This window comes from Comamonas sp. 23, assembly GCF_049601575.1.
GTDB classification, from domain to species: domain Bacteria; phylum Pseudomonadota; class Gammaproteobacteria; order Burkholderiales; family Burkholderiaceae_C; genus Comamonas; species Comamonas squillarum.
The window spans coordinates 1,971,255-1,988,082 of record NZ_CP187127.1 but is presented as its reverse complement, the minus strand read 5'-3'; the positions used below and the strand labels follow the sequence as shown (position 1 = coordinate 1,988,082).

11 protein-coding genes and 1 pseudogene are annotated in these 16,828 nt (G+C 64.6%); 11 read left to right on the top strand and 1 reads right to left on the bottom strand.

Features of this window, described 5'->3' with window-relative positions:
- The first annotated feature begins 41 nt into the window (after positions 1 to 41).
- The 8 genes and pseudogenes from pheA to ACPEE1_RS08900 all read left to right on the top strand — a co-directional run bounded on the left by pheA (position 42) and on the right by ACPEE1_RS08900 (position 12,142).
- Positions 42 to 1,142 carry a prephenate dehydratase gene (gene pheA, locus ACPEE1_RS08935; RefSeq protein ID WP_021027337.1) on the top strand — a complete coding sequence of 367 codons (1,101 nt, stop codon included), beginning with the start codon at positions 42 to 44 and terminating at the stop codon, positions 1,140 to 1,142.
- Between the two features lie 22 nt (positions 1,143 to 1,164).
- Complete coding sequence (locus ACPEE1_RS08930; RefSeq protein ID WP_232539687.1) at positions 1,165 to 2,058, top strand: prephenate dehydrogenase; 894 nt, start codon at positions 1,165 to 1,167, stop codon at positions 2,056 to 2,058.
- 145 nt (positions 2,059 to 2,203) lie between these two features.
- Positions 2,204 to 4,291: a bifunctional 3-phosphoshikimate 1-carboxyvinyltransferase/cytidylate kinase gene (locus ACPEE1_RS08925; protein ID WP_116924422.1), complete on the top strand. Its 2,088-nt coding sequence runs from the start codon at positions 2,204 to 2,206 to the stop codon at positions 4,289 to 4,291.
- A 202-nt stretch (positions 4,292 to 4,493) separates the two neighbouring features.
- On the top strand, positions 4,494 to 6,176 hold the full coding sequence (gene rpsA, locus ACPEE1_RS08920; protein WP_116924423.1) for a 30S ribosomal protein S1: 1,683 nt from the start codon (positions 4,494 to 4,496) through the stop codon (positions 6,174 to 6,176).
- Between the two features lie 126 nt (positions 6,177 to 6,302).
- Positions 6,303 to 6,629, top strand: a complete 327-nt coding sequence (locus ACPEE1_RS08915; protein WP_021027333.1) for an integration host factor subunit beta — start codon at positions 6,303 to 6,305, stop codon at positions 6,627 to 6,629.
- Positions 6,630 to 6,974: 345 nt separating this feature from the next.
- Complete coding sequence (locus ACPEE1_RS08910; RefSeq protein ID WP_423936417.1) at positions 6,975 to 8,489, top strand: alkaline phosphatase D family protein; 1,515 nt, start codon at positions 6,975 to 6,977, stop codon at positions 8,487 to 8,489.
- Positions 8,490 to 8,638: 149 nt separating this feature from the next.
- Positions 8,639 to 10,563 (top strand): annotated as a pseudogene (locus tag ACPEE1_RS08905) (gamma-glutamyltransferase family protein).
- A gap of 202 nt (positions 10,564 to 10,765) precedes the next feature.
- The gene (locus ACPEE1_RS08900) at positions 10,766 to 12,142 is read left to right on the top strand and encodes a YdgA family protein (RefSeq protein WP_423935998.1); all 1,377 of its coding nucleotides are present in this window, start codon (positions 10,766 to 10,768) and stop codon (positions 12,140 to 12,142) included.
- 102 nt (positions 12,143 to 12,244) lie between these two features.
- On the opposite strand, the gene ACPEE1_RS08895 is transcribed toward ACPEE1_RS08900, so the two are convergent.
- Entirely contained in the window at positions 12,245 to 12,802 is a 558-nt protein-coding gene (locus tag ACPEE1_RS08895) for a DUF2242 domain-containing protein (protein WP_312986736.1), read from the bottom strand.
- Positions 12,803 to 13,184: 382 nt separating this feature from the next.
- Between ACPEE1_RS08895 and ACPEE1_RS08890 the strand changes: the two genes are divergently transcribed.
- The 3 genes from ACPEE1_RS08890 (at position 13,185) to ACPEE1_RS08880 (ending at position 16,791) form a co-directional block, all read left to right on the top strand.
- Positions 13,185 to 14,057 carry a peptidoglycan DD-metalloendopeptidase family protein gene (locus tag ACPEE1_RS08890; protein ID WP_182345779.1) on the top strand — a complete coding sequence of 291 codons (873 nt, stop codon included), beginning with the start codon at positions 13,185 to 13,187 and terminating at the stop codon, positions 14,055 to 14,057.
- 270 nt (positions 14,058 to 14,327) lie between these two features.
- Positions 14,328 to 15,164, top strand: coding sequence for an META and DUF4377 domain-containing protein (locus ACPEE1_RS08885; protein WP_182342722.1), 837 nt, complete (start codon positions 14,328 to 14,330; stop codon positions 15,162 to 15,164).
- Positions 15,165 to 15,510: 346 nt separating this feature from the next.
- A complete protein-coding gene (locus tag ACPEE1_RS08880; protein WP_116924430.1) occupies positions 15,511 to 16,791 on the top strand; it encodes an MFS transporter in 1,281 nt (426 codons plus the stop codon).
- Positions 16,792 to 16,828 lie beyond the last annotated feature (37 nt).

The window sequence follows — 16,828 nt, the reverse complement described above, 5'->3', positions numbered from 1 at the left end:
AGCCTCCCCGGGAGCTGCCCGCATCGCACACCCAGGCCACCATGAGCACTTCACCCCAAGCGTCCCCCGAACTCGCCGCACTGCGTGTCCAGATTGACAATCTCGACACGCAGCTGCTGACCTTGCTGAACCAGCGCGCCCTGGTTGCCGAACGGGTGGGCGAGCTGAAAAAACGCGAAGGCACGCCCTTCTTCCGCCCGGACCGGGTCGCCCAGGTCATCCAGAAGATCGAAAACGCCAACCCTGGCCCCTTGAAGGCCGCCCATGTCTCGGCCATCTGGCGCGAGATCATGTCCGCCTGCCTGGCGCTGGAATCGCCCCAGCGCGTCGCCATCCTGGGCCCGGCCGGCACCTTCTGCGAAGAGGCAGCCATCCAGTACTTTGGCGGCGCTGCCGACATCAAGTACTGCAACAGTTTTGAAGAGGTTTTCCACTCCACTGCTGCGGGCAGTGCCCAGTTTGGCGTGGTCGGCGTGGAGAACTCGAACGAAGGCGTGGTCACGCGTTCGCTGGACATGTTCCTGCACACGCCCTGCCACGTGGTGGGCGAAGTGAGCCTGCTGATCCGCCACAACCTGATGCGCACGACCAACTCGCTCGAAGGCATCGAGGTCGTGGCCGCGCATCCCCAGGCGCTGGCCCAGTGCCAGGGCTGGCTCTCCAAGCACCTGCCCCATGCCGAGCGCCGCCCGGTCGAGAGCAATGCCGAAGGCGCGCGCCTGGCGGCCCTGCACCCGAACATGGCCGGCATCGCCGGCGAGCGTGCGGCCCAGCAGTACGGCCTGCACATCATCAGCCACGCCATCCAGGACGATGCCTACAACCGCACGCGCTTTGCCATCATCTGCCTGCCCCACACGCTGGCCACGCCCGAGCCCAGTGGCAAGGACTGCACCAGCCTGGTCGTCTCGGTGCCCAACCGGCCCGGTGCCGTGCATGAGCTGCTGATGCCGCTGAGCAAGCATGGCGTGTCGATGACGCGCTTCGAATCCCGCCCGGCCCGCACCGGCCAGTGGGAATACTATTTCTATATTGATCTGGACGGCCACCCGTCGCAGCCCCATGTGGCCAAGGCGCTGGATGAGCTGCGCGCGCTGTGTGCGTTCTACAAGGTGCTCGGCGCCTACCCTGTCGGGAGTTGAATCGGTGAAAAAGTTTGAACATATGGCGCTGATCGGCTGCGGGCTGATGGGCGGCTCATTTGCCCTTGCAGCCAAACGGGCGGGGCTGGTCAAACGCATTGTCGGCTACAGCAAGTCGCCATCCACCACCAGCCGCGCGCGCCAGATGGGCGTCATCGACGAGGAAGCCAGCTCGGCCCTGCAGGCCGTCTCGGGCGCCGATCTGGTGCTGCTGGCCATCCCGGTCGCTTCGACCGAGTCGACCCTGGCCAACATCAAGCACCTGATCAACCCCGACACCCTGGTGATGGATGTGGGCTCGACCAAGATGGATGTGGTGGCTGCCGCGCGCCGTGCGCTGCGCGACCGCTTTGGCTGCTTTGTGCCGGCCCACCCGATCACCGGCAAGGAAGTCTTTGGTGTGGACCATGCCGACGTCAACCTCTACCGCGATGCCCAGGTGGTGCTTACCCCGACTGAGCTGACCAAGGTCGCCCAGCTGCGCCAGGCCGAGGCCATCTGGAAGGCCATTGGCACCCATGTGACCAGCATGGCGCCCGAGCAGCACGATGCCGCGCTGGCCGCCAGCAGCCACGCACCACACTTGGTGGCCATGGCCTATATGAACTCGCTGCTGTCGCAAGACGGCGCGCACCGCATGCTGTCGCTCGCCGGCCCCGGCTTTCGTGATTTCACCCGCATCGCCGCCGCCGAGCCGCAGATGTGGCGCGATATCTTCCTGGCCAACCGCAGCGAGATCCTCAAGCAGATCCAGTCGCTGCAGCACATGCTGGGCAGCTACGAGGCCGCGTTGCTGAGCGACGACCAGCCCGCGCTCGAGCAGCTGCTGCGCGAGGCCAGCAGCACCCGCGCGCAGTGGAAGCAGGGCAAGCTCTACACGCCAGAGTCGCTGTCCAAGCACAAAACCACCGCTTGATCGGCCCAGCGCAGGCACTGGCCCAGCCGGTGGACCGATAATAGCCAGTGGCGCTGCCTGATACCGGGCAGCGCCACCTTCGTTTGCGACCACCGCGCCGCCTGCGCAGCAGGCCTGGCGCAACTACCCCACAGCAGAGCCCGCCATGTTCTCCACTGCATTTCTCGATATCCCCGCCTTGCAAAGCGCCCATGGTGAAGTGCAGCTGCCCGGCTCCAAGAGCATCTCCAACCGCGTGCTGCTGCTGGCCGCGTTGAGCGCGGGCACCACCACCATCCATGACCTGCTCGACTCCGACGATACCCAGGTGATGCTGCGCGCGCTCGAGCAACTGGGCTGCGCCGTGGTGCGCAGCACCGATCCGGCCCACCTCAACAGCTACCACATCACCGGCATCGCCGGCCAGTTGGCGCCCGCGCTGGCCGCCCGCAGCACCGCGCTGTTCCTGGGCAATGCCGGCACGGCCATGCGGCCGCTGACCGCTGCGCTGGCTTTGCTCGGCGGCCAGTTCGAGATGAGCGGCGTGCCGCGCATGCACGAACGCCCCATCGGCGACCTGGTCGATGCGCTGCGCCAGCTGGGCTGCCAGATCGACTACCTGGGCAACGAGGGCTTTCCGCCACTGCGCATCCAGCCCGTGACGGCCGCGCAGCTGCAGCTGAACACGCCCATCACGGTGCGCGGCGATGTCTCCAGCCAGTTCCTGACCGCGCTGCTGATGGCGCTGCCCTTGGTGGCCACGCGCCAGGACATCATCATCGAAGTCGCTGGCGAGCTGATCTCCAAGCCCTATATCCACATCACGCTGGAGCTGCTCAAACGCTTTGGCATCCAGATCAAGAACGATCAGTGGCAGCGCTTTACCGTGCTGGCCGGCAGCCGCTACCAGTCGCCGCACGAGATCCATGTCGAGGCCGATGCATCATCGGCCAGCTACTTCATCGCGCTGGGCGCCATTGCCGCCAGCAAGGGCAGCCGGCCCAATGCGCAGGGCGGCACCTCCAGCGTGGACCGCGTCGTCAAGGTGATGGGCGTGGGCGCGCAGTCCATCCAGGGCGATATCCGCTTTGTCGATGCCGCCCGCGCGATGGGTGCGGCCATCACCAGCGGCCCCAACTGGCTGGAGATCCGCCGGGGCGCCTGGCCGCTGCAGGCCATCGACATGGACTGCAACCACATCCCCGACGCAGCCATGACCTTGGCTGCGATGGCGCTCTACGCCAATGGCACCACCACCTTGCGCAATATCGCCAGCTGGCGTGTCAAGGAAACCGACCGCCTGGCGGCGATGGCCATCGAGCTACGCAAGCTCGGCGCTGTCGTGGTGGAAGGCGCGGACTACCTGACCATCACCCCGCCCGCGAACCGCGAGGCCTGGAAGCCCGCCAGCATCCACACCTATGACGACCACCGCGTAGCGATGTGCTTCTCGCTGGCCGCCTTCAACCCCGCCGGCCTGCCGGTGCGTATTGAAGACCCCAAGTGTGTGGCCAAGACCTTCCCCGGCTACTTCGAGGCCATGTTCTCGGCCGTGCGCGCGGTGCCCGGCTCTATTCCGGTGATCTGCATCGACGGGCCCAGCGCCTCGGGCAAGGGCACCGTGGCCTCGGCCGTGGCCGAGCAGCTGGGCTACCACCTGCTCGACTCGGGCGCGCTCTACCGCATCACCGGCCTGGCCGCCACCCGCGCTGGCATCCCGATCGATGCCGAGCATGCCAGCCAGATTGCCGCGTTGATTTCGCAGATGGACATCCAGTTTGGCGCCGACCAGCGCGTGCGCCTCGATGGCGAGGACATCAGCCTGGCCATCCGCAGCGAAGAAGCGGGCACCAACGCCTCCTTGGTCTCAGCGCTGCCCGCCGTGCGCCAGGCGCTGGTGCAGGCCCAGCATGATTTTCGCCAGCTGCCGGGCCTGGTGGCCGACGGGCGCGACATGGGCACGGTGATTTTCCCGCTCGCCCCTTTGAAGGTCTATCTGACGGCCAGCGCCGCCAAGCGCGCCGAGCGCCGCCATAAACAGTTGATTGAAAAAGGAATACCGGCTACAATAGCCGACCTTCGTGCTGACCTTGAGGCGCGGGACACGCGCGACATGAACCGCGCCACCGCCCCCTTGCATGCAGCGCAGGATGCATTCTTGCTGGACAACTCCGAGATGAGCGTGGACAACGCGGTCGCTCAGGTGCTGTCCTGGTGGGAAAAGCGACAGCCGTTTGGCAAAGAGCCGGCCTGAGGCGCCCAGCGCGCCCTTTCTCCTGCCTTTGGCGGCGGTGTTACCCGCCCCTGCAACCTTCTACTGGTGGATCTAACCGCCATGGGTTGCCGGGTTGTTTAACTTTGAACCCCGTGGTGTCACAACCACACAACCTGCACGGCCAGCCATAAAAACGTCAGCAATAGTGCTGCCGGAAACCTGCCCGTGTCTAAGGAAATACATGTCTGAATCTTTTGCCGCCCTTTTTGAAGAGTCGTTGACACGCACCGAAATGCGTCCTGGCGAAGTGATCACTGCTGAAGTCGTGCGCGTTGAGCACAACTTCGTGGTGGTGAACGCCGGCCTGAAGTCCGAAGCCTATGTGCCAATCGACGAATTCAAGAACGACCAGGGCGAAATCGAAGTCCAAGTGGGTGACTTCGTGTCCGTGGCCATCGGTTCCATCGAAAACGGCTACGGCGACACCATTCTGTCGCGCGACACCGCCAAGCGTCTGGCTTCCTGGCTGGCCCTGGAAAAGGCGCTGGAATCGGGCGAATTCGTGACCGGTACCACCTCCGGCAAGGTCAAGGGCGGCCTGACCGTTCTGGTCAACGGCATCCGTGCCTTCCTGCCAGGCTCGCTGATCGACACCCGTCCGATCAAGGACCTGACCCCTTACGAAAACAAGACCCTGGAATTCAAGGTCATCAAGCTCGATCGCAAGCGCAACAACGTGGTGCTGAGCCGCCGCGCTGTGGTGGAAGCCTCGATGGGCGAAGAGCGCGCCAAGCTGATGGAAACCCTCAAGGAAGGCTCCATCGTTCAAGGCGTGGTCAAGAACATCACCGAATACGGTGCGTTCGTGGACCTGGGCGGTATCGACGGCCTGCTGCACATCACCGACATGGCATGGCGCCGCGTGCGTCACCCATCCGAAGTGGTGACCGCTGGCCAGGAAATCACCGCCAAGATCCTGAAGTTCGACACCGAAAAGAACCGTGTCTCGCTGGGTCTGAAGCAAATGGGCGACGATCCATGGATGGGCGTGTCGCGCCGTTATCCATCGAGCACCCGTCTGTTCGGCAAGGTCACCAACATTGCCGACTACGGCGCGTTCGTGGAACTGGAACCAGGCATCGAAGGTCTGGTGCACGTGTCCGAAATGGACTGGACCAACAAGAACGTTGCGCCTTCCAAGCTCGTGACCCTGGGCGACGAAGTCGAAGTCATGGTTCTGGAAATCGACGAAGACAAGCGTCGTATCTCCCTGGGCATGAAGCAGTGCAAGGCCAACCCATGGCAGGAATTCGCGCAAAACACCAAGCGCGGTGACCGCGTCAAGGGCCCGATCAAGTCGATCACAGACTTCGGCGTGTTCGTGGGCCTGGCCTCGGGCATCGACGGTCTGGTTCACCTGTCTGACCTGTCGTGGAACGAAACCGGCGAAGCCGCGGTTCGTAACTACAAGAAGGGCCAGGAAGTGGAAGCCATCGTGCTGGCCGTGGACGTGGACCGTGAGCGTATCTCGTTGGGCATCAAGCAGCTCGACAGCGATGCATTCACCACGTTCGCTACCGTGAACGACAAGGGCCAGATCGTGACCGGCAAGGTCAAGACCGTGGACGCCAAGGGCGCTGAAATCGACCTGGGCGACGACATCGTCGGCTACCTGCGTGCTTCCGAAATCTCGGTGGACCGCGTGGAAGACGCACGTTCGGTGCTCAAGGAAGGTGATGAAGTTACCGCCGTGGTGACCAATGTGGATCGCAAGAGCCGCAGCATCTCCCTGTCCATCAAGCAGAAGGACCACGCTGAACAGCAAGAAACCATGGCGTCGCTGTCGCAGCAATCGTCCAAGGAAAATGCTGGTACCACCAGCCTGGGCGCACTGCTGCGCGCCAAGCTGGACGCCGACAAGTAATTGACGGCTCCGCTGCCGGCCCATGCCTTGCCCGTCTTGGTATAGTCGGTAGCTTGCAGACAAGGTGGGCGCCCAGTGCGCCCACCAACGCTTTGACTATTTGATTCACGAAGATTCCACATTCGTATGACCCGATCCGATCTGATTGAAGAGCTTGCCGCTCGATTCCACCAGCTGACGCAGCGGGATGCGGAGCAGGCCGTCAAAACGATTCTGGAGGCCATCGAAGACTCGCTGGTACGCGGACAACGCATCGAGATCCGTGGCTTTGGCAGCTTCACCATCACCCACCGCCAACCCCGCCTGGGCCGCAACCCACGCAGCGGCGAAGCCGTGCAGGTGCCCGCCAAGCGCGTCACCCACTTCAAGCCAGGCAAGGCCTTGCGCGAATCGGTGGACGACCCCAGCAATATCCTGACCTCGACCGCCAGCCCCAAGAACAACGACGAATAAAGCGCCGGCTGAACCACCCGGATGGCCCATCTGCCCCAGGCAGTTAGAAGCCAAACCAACGAACGCTCCTTAAGGAGCGTTTTTTATGCCAGCCATTCCCCACGCTGCACTGATGTCACCGAGGTACCTGTGCAACCTGCTGCGGATCGGCGCCAGCGCTATGCTGCGCTATTACACCGTCGACCTATGCCGCAGCAAGTCCTACCCGGCCGCCAGAACCAAGATTTGGATCAAGACCTGGCCCAGCTCCTCAACCGGCGCCAATGGCTGCAAGGCCTGGGTGCCTTGGGCCTGGCCGCCCAGTTGCCGGCCATCGCGCGGGCAGATAGCAACACCCCGCTGGCCATGGCCCCCTGGCCGGTATCGGAGCAGCTGTTTGGCCTGGGCGTTGCCAGTGGCGAGCCCGATGCCAGCAGCGTGGTGCTGTGGACACGGCTGCTGCCCAGCGCCAGCGCGCCCTTGCTGCGCCCGGTGGCGGTGCACTGGGAGCTGGCCCAGGATGCGCAGTTCCGCCAGATCCTGCGCCAGGGCGAGGCCTTGGCCAGCCCAGACGGCGGCCACAGCGTGCATGTGCTGGCCCAGGGTCTGGAGGCCGACCGCTGGTACCACTACCGCTTTCACTGCCAGGGGCAGACCAGCGCCACAGGCCGCACCCGCACCGCGCCCGCCGCAGGTGCTGCGGTGGCCCGGTTGCGTCTGGTCTATGCCTCCTGCCAGCGCTGGGAGCATGGCTACTACGCGGCCTGGCGCCATGCGCGCGAGGACGATCCCGACCTGGTCGTCTTTCTGGGCGACTACATCTACGAATATGCCTCGCCCGCATCCGCTGCCAAGCAACAGCGCAGCCAGCTCGCGCGCCTGCAGCCGCTCGCCCATGCCGTCAGCCTGCAGGACTACCGCGACCGCTATGCGCTGCACAAGAGCGACCCGGACCTGCAGGCCATGCATGCGCACTGCCCCTGGCTGGTGACCTGGGACGACCATGAGGTTGAAGACAACTATGTCGGCGACGATGGCGTAGGCCAAGTCCAGGCCTTTGTCGCCAAGCGCATGGCGGCCTACCAGGCGTTTTACGAGAACATGCCGCTGCGCGCCTCGGTCGCCGGCAAACAGGCTGGCCTGGCCCTGCCCCCGGCCCACACGCCGCTGTACCGCCAGCAAAGCTGGGGCGCCTTGGCCGCGATGTGGGTGCTCGATGCGCGCCAGTACCGCGATGCCCAGGCCTGCCGTGCAGTGACCGACAAAAGCCCGGCCTCCGTCAAGGCCGCAGACTGCGCCGATCTGGCGCGCAACAGCCGCAGCTTTCTGGGCTGGAGCCAGGAGCGCTGGTTGGCCGCCCAGCTGGCAGGCAACAGCGCGGCCAATCCTGAGAGCCGGCGCTGGAGCATCATCTGCCAACAAACGCTGTTTGCGCCTCGCCACTTTCCCAACGGCCGCAGCAGTGCCGATACCTGGGATGGCTACCCCGCCGCACGCCAGCGGCTGCTGCGCGCGATGGCTGAGGCGCAGCTGCGCAACACCGTGCTGCTGGGCGGCGACATTCACCAGAACTATGTCTGCCGCATCCAGTACCTGGAGGGCGCCAGCCCCGAACGGGTGCTAGCCAGCGAATTCTGCGGCACCTCGATCAGCTCGCACTCGGGCACCACCCAAGCCCGGGTCGACGCCATCGTGGCCCGCAATCCCCATGTGCTGCTCGCCCGCTGCGATGAACGCGGCTATGGGCTGTGCGACATCACCCCCAAGCTTTGGACCACCCAGCTGCGCGTGGTCAACCAGCCGCAGTATGCGGACAGTGCCGCCCAAACCTTGGCCCGCTTTGTGGTGGAGGACCAGGTCGCCGGGCCGCAATGGGCCTGATCCTGGCCTGATCTTGCCGCCGATCCCTTAGCCCTGGGCAGCCTGCATTCAGCAACGCTCTGTGGCCCCTCTAGCGGTGCTGTCCGCTACGCCTGTCGCGGCAAAGCGGTTAGCATGCCAGACATTGCCGCCACAACCAGGAGATCGCCATGCCACGACTGTCCCCGGGGTCCCACACCCGCCACCCGCATTTGCCGCCTACCCGTGCTGCGATCAGCCGCTGGTCGCTGTCTCTGGCAGCCGTCGCCACGGCTGCCTTGCTGGCCGCCTGCAGCAGCCAGCCCAAGCTGCAATACCAGCCCCCCGCTGCGTCTGACCAGCCCGAAGGCAGCTCCGGCTGGACCGACAAGCCCGGCTGGGCCACCGAGCAATACGCGGTAGCCGCTGCCAACCCCTTGGCCACCGATGCCGGCTACCAGGTGCTGCAAGCGGGCGGCTCGGCCATCGATGCGGCCATTGCCGTGCAACTGGTGCTGGGCCTGGTCGAGCCGCAATCGAGCGGCATCGGTGGCGGCGCCTTTTTGTTGCATGCCCAAGGCAGCCAGGTCGAGGCCTATGACGGCCGCGAGGTCGCGCCGATGGCCGCTGACGAGAACCTGTTCATGCGTGACGGCAAGCCCATGGCCTTCCATGATGCGGTGGTGGGCGGCCGCTCGGTGGGCGTGCCCGGCGCCATCCGCATGCTGGAGATGGCGCACAAGGAGCACGGCAAACTGCCCTGGGCCAGCTTGTTCGAGCCGGCCATTCGCCTGGCCACCGATGGCTTCAAGGTCAGTGCGCGTTTGAACGCCCTGACTGCGCAGGAGAAATTTCTGGGCCAGGATCCGGTTGCCAGCGGCTACTTTCTCGATGCCAATGGCAAGCCCTGGCCCGTTGGCCATCTGCTGAAGAACCCCGAATACGCCGCCGTGTTGCAGGGCATTGCCCAGCACGGCTCCAAGGCCCTGCTCGAAGGCCCGGTGGCCGAGGCCATCGTGCGCAAGGTACAGGGCCATGCCAGCAACCCCGGCAAGCTCAGCCTGGCCGATCTGGCCGCCTACCAGCCGCTCAAGCGCCAGGCGTTGTGCAGCGATTATTCGCCCAGCGCTGCGGGCGCCCCCGCCAGCCAACCGGCGTCGACCCGCAGCTACCGGCTCTGCGGCTTTCCACCACCCAGCTCGGGCGGTATTGCGGTGGCGCAAATCCTGGGCATCCTGGCCAACACTCCGGCGGGGCAAATGGGCCTGGGCGCCGACGGCCTGCCCAGCGCCGACTGGCTGCACCTTTATGCCGAGGCCTCGCGCCTGGCCTTTGCCGACCGCAACCAGTATGTGGCCGACCCGGCCTTTGTCGGGGCGCCGGCAGGGGATTGGTCAAGCATGCTGCGGCCCGACTACCTGGCCCAGCGCGCCCGCCTGATCGGCGCGCGCAGCATGCAGCAAGCCCAACCCGGGCGGCCAGGCAGCGTGCAGATGGCCTACGCCAGCCAGCCCTACCAGCAGGAATACGGCACCAGCCACATCAGCATCGTGGACCGCTACGGCAATGCGATTGCGATGACCACAACCATTGAAGACCAGTTCGGCTCGCGCCAGATGGTCAACACCGGTCGCGGGCTGGCCGGCGGCTTCCTGCTCAACAACGAGCTGACCGATTTCAGCCTGGCGCCGCGTGATGCGCAGGGCCAGCCCATCGCCAACCGGGTCGAGCCCGGCAAGCGGCCGCGCTCGTCGATGGCGCCCACCCTGGTGTTCGACAAGGCCACGGACCGCCTCGTGATCAGCGCCGGCAGCCCCGGCGGCGCCTGGATCATCCACTACACCACCAAGACCTTGTACGGATGCTCAACTGGGGCCTGATGCCGCAGCAGGCCATCAACCAGCCCAACTTTGGCAGCCTCAATGGCCCCACGGTGCTGGAGGAAAAGCGCTTCCCCGCTGCCACCGTGCAGTCCTTGCAGGCGCGTGGCGCCGAGGTCAAGGAGCAAAACCTCACCAGCGGCCTGCAGGCGATCTCGCGCGGCGAGGCGCATGGCAAATCCTGGTGGTTTGGTGGCGCCGATCCGCGCCGCGAAGGCATTGTCATGGGCCAGTAAGCGCCCCTCTGCTTGCCAACACACGGGCCGCTTGCGGCTCGTTTAATATCTGCGCGCCGCTACACCTGGTCACATAGCGCCTGGGCACCGCATTGCTGATTTTGCAGCCCGCCCTCTACAATGCGGGCTCCACGCAAGGCGCAGCATCCAAGCACACCACAAGCTGCGTCCATCCGGTTTCAAACCACAGAGGGGAAAACACATGAAAAAACTAGGCATCGGCATTGCCGCAGCCGTGGCCGTGCTGGCCGCAGGCGGCGCCACCACAGGCTACCTGGTCGGCAACAACATCGAGCAAGGTTTTGCGACCGCCGCCAAGGAGTGGAGCAAGCCGCCGCTGCTGGTGCAGGTGCAGGACTACCAGAAGGGCATTTTCTCGTCGACCGCGCAAACGCTGTGGACGGTGGACACCGGTGAAGAAAAGCTGCAGTTCACCGCCCTGCACGCCATCAGCCACGGCCCGCTGCCGATTGCGCACCTGGCAGAAATCGTCTCCACCTTTGCCATCAATCCCGATGCCCCGCCCGAGTGGGTGGTGGCCTTCAAGGACAAGGCGCCTCTGGTCTGGAAGAGCAAGGTGGGCTGGTCCAAGAACACCCAGAACGAGGTGACATCGCCGGCATTCAATGGCGAATTTGGCGCGGACAAGCTCGCCTTTGGCGGCTTCAAGTCAGACTTCGAGATGTCCTCCGATTTCAGCCGCATCAAGGGCGATGCATCGATGCCCAGCCTGCTGATGCAAAGCAAGCCCGGCGAAGAAGACGACGGCCAGGCCTCCGAGATGCTGATGAGCGGCAACATCATGCGCTTTGACATGCACCAGCCCACGGGCCAGGAGTTCATGGTGGGCAGCCTCCAGTGGGACCTGGCCAGCCTCAAGGTCACGCCCAAGAACGGCGATGCCCCGGCAGAGCTGGCGGGGCTGAAGATGGTGGCCGACACGCAGCTGGCAGCCGAGGTGGTCAACACCACCATCAATACCTCGGTCAAATCCTTTGTACAAAAGGACCACAAGATCGACGACATCGCCGTCGACCTGGGTCTGCACAACCTGGACGCGGGCTGGCTGAACCAGTTCACCAAAGAGTCGCAGAAGATCCAGGGCGATCCGCAGGCCATGCAGATGCTGCTGATGCAGGGCATGCAGCAGCTGCTGGCGCGCAAGCCCGAGCTGGAAGTCAAGCGCATCAGCTGGCGCACCGCCGAAGGCACGGCCGAGGTGGCGGCCTCGCTGGCCTACCAGGGTGACTCCAGCAAGCCCCTGAACCCAATGATGGACTTCAAGGCCATGCTGCGCCTGGACATGCCCAAGCCCGTGCTGCAGTCCCTGTATGCCGGCAAGGTGCGCGAGACCTACCTGCTGGAGAACGAGGACGCCGAGCTTGATGAAAAGCAACTCGCCAGCGTCGTGCAAGAAGATGTCAATGCCCGCCTAAGCGGTCTGGTGCAGGCCGGCTTGCTGGTCGAAAACAGCGACCGCATGACGTCTCAGCTGCAATGGGCTGACGGCAAGCTGCAAGCCAATGGCAAGCCACTGGACCAGAACGGGATGATGGGTCTGTTGTCCGCGATGCCTTGAACCGGGGCCTGGGCCCCTCCCCCAAAAACCAAGCCCGCCATCTGCCCGATGGCGGGCTTTTTTGCAGGTGGCCAACATGCAGCGGCAAGCTGCGGCGCCGCTTTACTCGACGAACTCTTCGTCGCCGGTCAGGCTTTGCTGGCGCAGTTCATCGTCCTGGCGCAGGTAGGACTTGATCAGGTCAAAGAAACTGTCGTAGAAGGTGGCCGAGCTCACCGTCTCGCTGCCCACCTTGACCATGGAATCATTGCCGGCAGAAAACGGCAGCGACAGCGAGCCCAAAGCGCCCACACCGACACTGGCCGAGTTGCTGCTCTTCTTGAGGTTGTAGGTGTCCTTGAGTGCGGACACAAAGCCCAGGGTCACCTTGCCGTCCTTGCTGTCGGCAGCGCAGACCACGCGGATGGTGATGATCTGGTGGTTGTCCGTCGCTGGCTGGAAGCTCTTTTGGCCTTCGACCTCTTTGCCCTTGGAGACGTTGATCAGATAACCCTGGCTCAACAGCGCGCGGCGTGCGGCCTCGCAAGCGCGCTCCGGCGGCGCATCAAACAGGCGTGAATAGGTGGCAGACGATCCAAAGGTCTCATGGGCCACAACGTTGTAGCGGTGGCTGTCGGCCTCGCGGTCCAGGCTGCCGCAACCCGATACAGACAGCGCCAAGGCCGCCACCAAGGACCAACCCGCCCATGAGCGATGCGGTGTGCAGCGGGTGGATGCAGCCAGTAAAAATAGATCTGAATGCTTGCCCAACATGAACGAAACGAACTCCCGAAACAACATGATGACCTGGATGACAGAGATGCAGGCCCAGCCGCACCACTGTAATGGATATGGCCGGCGCAGCATGTCAGCCAACGCCTGTATAGCACGCCCGGCACAGGGGGCAAAGAGGCATGCTACCAGCCGCGTTCCCCAGCACCAGCAGCGCTGCACTGGTTTACCAAATTTTGCATATTATGCGCGGCATTTACCCAGGATGGAAAAGCACAACGCGCTATGCTTTTAAAAGCACATTCAACCTCCCTGCCCAACCCCCATGTCCATGCCAGACCCTGCCCGCCCAACCGACTCCCCAGGCCTGCAGCGCCGCCTTTTGCTGCAAGCTGGCAGCGGCCTTTTGCTGCTGCCCTGGCTGCACGGCGCGCAGGCAGCGGCCACCGATGGCTGGCCCGCTGACGCGCGCGTTCCCGGTGGCGTAGCGCGCCTGTCGCTGGGCCCGGCGGCCGAGCGGCCCCAGGCCTTTGCGGGCGATATACCGCTGCTGGTGCTGGGTGACGCCATCGAATGGACAGCGCTGGTCGGCATACCGCTGTCGGCCCCCACCGGCGCCGCAGAGATCCGGCTGCATACGGCCAGCGGCCCACGCAGTATCCCCTACACGGTGCGCGACAAGAAGTACAGCGAGCAGCGCCTCAAGGTCGCCCCCAAGACGGTCGATCTGTCTGCCGCCGACAATGTCCGCTATGAACGCGAACGTTACCACCAACAAACAGTGATGGCCACCTTCAGCACGCCGCTGCCCGCGCAGATGCAGCTGCCCGTGCCGGTGCCCGGCCGGCGCTCGAGCTCCTTCGGGTTGCGCCGCGTCTTCAATGGCCAGTCGCGCAATCCGCACAGCGGCATGGACATCGCCGCAGCCACCGGCACGCCCGTCAAGGCACCGGTCGATGGCAAGATCATCGATGTGGGTGACTACTTCTTCAACGGCCACACCATCTGGATGGACCATGGTGGCGGCTTTCTGACGATGTACTGCCACCTGAGCGCGACCCAGGTCACGGTGGGCCAGAGCGTGCGCGCTGGCGAAGTGATCGGCAAGGTCGGCGCGACCGGCCGGGTCACAGGCCCGCACCTGCATTGGGGCGTGATGCTCAACCGCAGCATGGTCGACCCGGCCCTCTTCCTCACCGCCTGATAGCGCGCCTGTGGTTATCCCAGATATCTGTGGGTCAGCATGTGGACAAGGCTCTGGACAAGATGGCAAGCCTTTGACTTGCTTCAACAATTTTCATGCGCCTAAGTTTTAGGCAAACGCTGCTGCGGCAGCGGCCATGGAGCGGGCTGCCAAGCACCAAGCTTGGCCTACACCAGCGCCGGCCGGCAGCCCCTAGGATGGCAAGCTAAGTTTGCTTTCACCCACCGCAGCGCGCGCCTGTGCGCTGCCTCGAACAAGGAAAAACTTCATATGCAACGTTGGAAACTGATGAGCCTCAGCGCAGCCGCTGCGATGGCCCTGGCCGCCTGCAGCAGCACCCCATCGTCCACCCCTGCAGCACCTGCCACAGGCAGCACCGCACCCGCCATGAACGTATCTGCCACCGACAAGACCTTGCAGTCCTACCACTGGGACCTGGAGCGCGCCGAAGACCAGTCCGGCCGTCCGCTGCCCGCCTTCACCGCACTGGCCCCCAAGAAGGTGCTGCGCCTGGGCTTCAGCGGCGATGCCAAGACAGCACACCGCGTGAGCATCGGCAACCTCTGCAATGTGATGGGCGCGGGCTACCAGCTCGATGGCGACAAGATCAGCATCACCAACCCGATTGGCACGATGATGGCGTGTGAGCCCCCACTGATGCAGCTCGAGCAGGCAGTGAGCGCACAGATCACACGCGCCGAGAGCCTGCGCATCACGCAGGACAGCAACGCCCCGCGCCTGACCTTGCAGTTCAACGATGGCAGCCGCTGGCTGCTGAAGTCGGTGCCCACCAACGCCACCAAGTACGGCAGCGCCGGGGAGACCATGTTCTATGAAGTGGCCCCCCAGACCAAGCCTTGCAGCCACGGCGTGGCCAAGGGCGTGCAATGCCTGCAGGTGCGTGAGCTGCGCTATGACAGCAACGGCCGCAAGACCGTGGCCGGCGACTGGCAGCATTTCTACGGCAATATCGAAGGCTACCAGCACGAACCCGGCTACAGCAATGTGCTGCGCGTGAAGCGCTACACCATTGCCAATCCGCCAGCGGACGCGTCGCGCTACGCCTATGTACTGGACTTGACGGTCGAGACCGCCAAGGCCCCTTGATGGCCCCGGCGGGTGCTGCTGACAGCGCCCGCTTACTCAGCTGACATTGAGGTCTGGCAGCTCGCAGCTATTGCCAGTTAGAGGCCTCAAGCTACATCCACATCACCAACCCCCAGTCGCCCCACAGCGGTGACAGGGGGTTTGGTTTTTGCAGCCCGCATTGGCGCAATGCGCGCATCGCAGCGCCGTTGCGCACATGCCCCGCTTTTGGGCATGCCCTGCTTGCCGCATGGATAAGCCCAACTCTTATATAAGAGTTGAGCAGGCATGGCAGAATGGCGCCACAAACACCTACAACCATATTGCGGTTGCAGCAGCTGCACCAGCGCAGGCTGCGCCCCACCCCATGCCAGCGACCACCCACTCCGCCCCTCCGCCGCTGCTGCGCGACCAGCACAGCGGCTTTCTCGTTTTTCTGATCGCGCGCGTCTTTGCCGTGGGTGCCACCCAGATCCAGGCCGTGGTCGTCGCCTGGCAGGTCTATGACTTGACGCGCAACCCCATGGCGCTGGCCTTTGTCGGCCTGGCGCAGTTCATCCCGATGCTCCTGCTGCTGCTGCCTGCCGGCGAGCTGATCGACCGGCTGCCACGCAAGAAGGTGCTGGCCACCAGCTGGGCGCTGGGCAGTGTCTGCAGCGCGCTGCTGCTGTGGCTGTCGGGCCATGGCCATGCCGGGGTCGCAGGCATCTATGCGGTGCTGGTGCTGTATGGCGCCACGCGCGCCTTCTCGGGCCCATCGCTGCAAAGCCTGCTGCCGCAGCTGGTGCCGATGGCGCTGCTGCCCAAGGCCATTGCCACCAACAGCGTGGTAATGCGCTGCTCGGCCATTGGCGCGCCGATGCTGGGCGGCTTTTTGTACGCCGCTGGCGGGGCCGTGTGGACCTATGCGGTCTGCATGCTGGCCTTTGCAATTGGCACCGCGCTACTGCTGCGCGTCCAGGTGCTGTATGCGGCGCCCAAGGCCGCTGCCGAGCCAGGCGCCGCGCGCGACACGATCTGGCAGCGCTTTGGCGCGGGCATCCGCTTTATCTTTGGCCGCCCCATGGTGCTGGGCACCATCTCGCTCGATCTGTTTGCCGTGCTGCTGGGCGGCGTGGTGGCGCTGCTGCCCATCTACGCCCATGAGGTGCTGCACACCGGACCCGAAGGCCTGGGCCTGCTGCGCAGCGCCATGGCGATGGGCGAAGTCTGCGCCGGCCTCTACCTCAGCAGCCGCCCCTTTGGCACCCAGGTGGGCCGGCGCATGATGCTGGCCGTGGCCGTGTTTGGCATTGCCAACCTGGTGTTCTCGCTGTCGCACTGGCTGTGGCTGTCCTGCCTGGCGCTGGCCGTCGCTGGCGCGGCCGACATGGTCAGTGTCTATGTACGCGGATCGCTGCTGCAATTTGCCACGCCCGACAACATGCGCGGCCGCGTCAATGCCGTCAACATGCTGTTTATCGGCTCGTCCAATGAGCTGGGTGAATTCCGCGCTGGCAGCAGCGCTGCCCTGCTGGGCGCAGTTCCCGCAGCGGTGGCGGGCGGCCTGTGCTCGCTCCTGGTGGTGGGGCTGTGGACGCGGCTCTTCCCCAGCCTGTGGAAAGTGAACCGCTTCGAAGACGCGCAGCACCAGTCTGCGGGCCGCTAAGAGCCGCCAACACAACCCTTGATACGTCGTAGCCTCG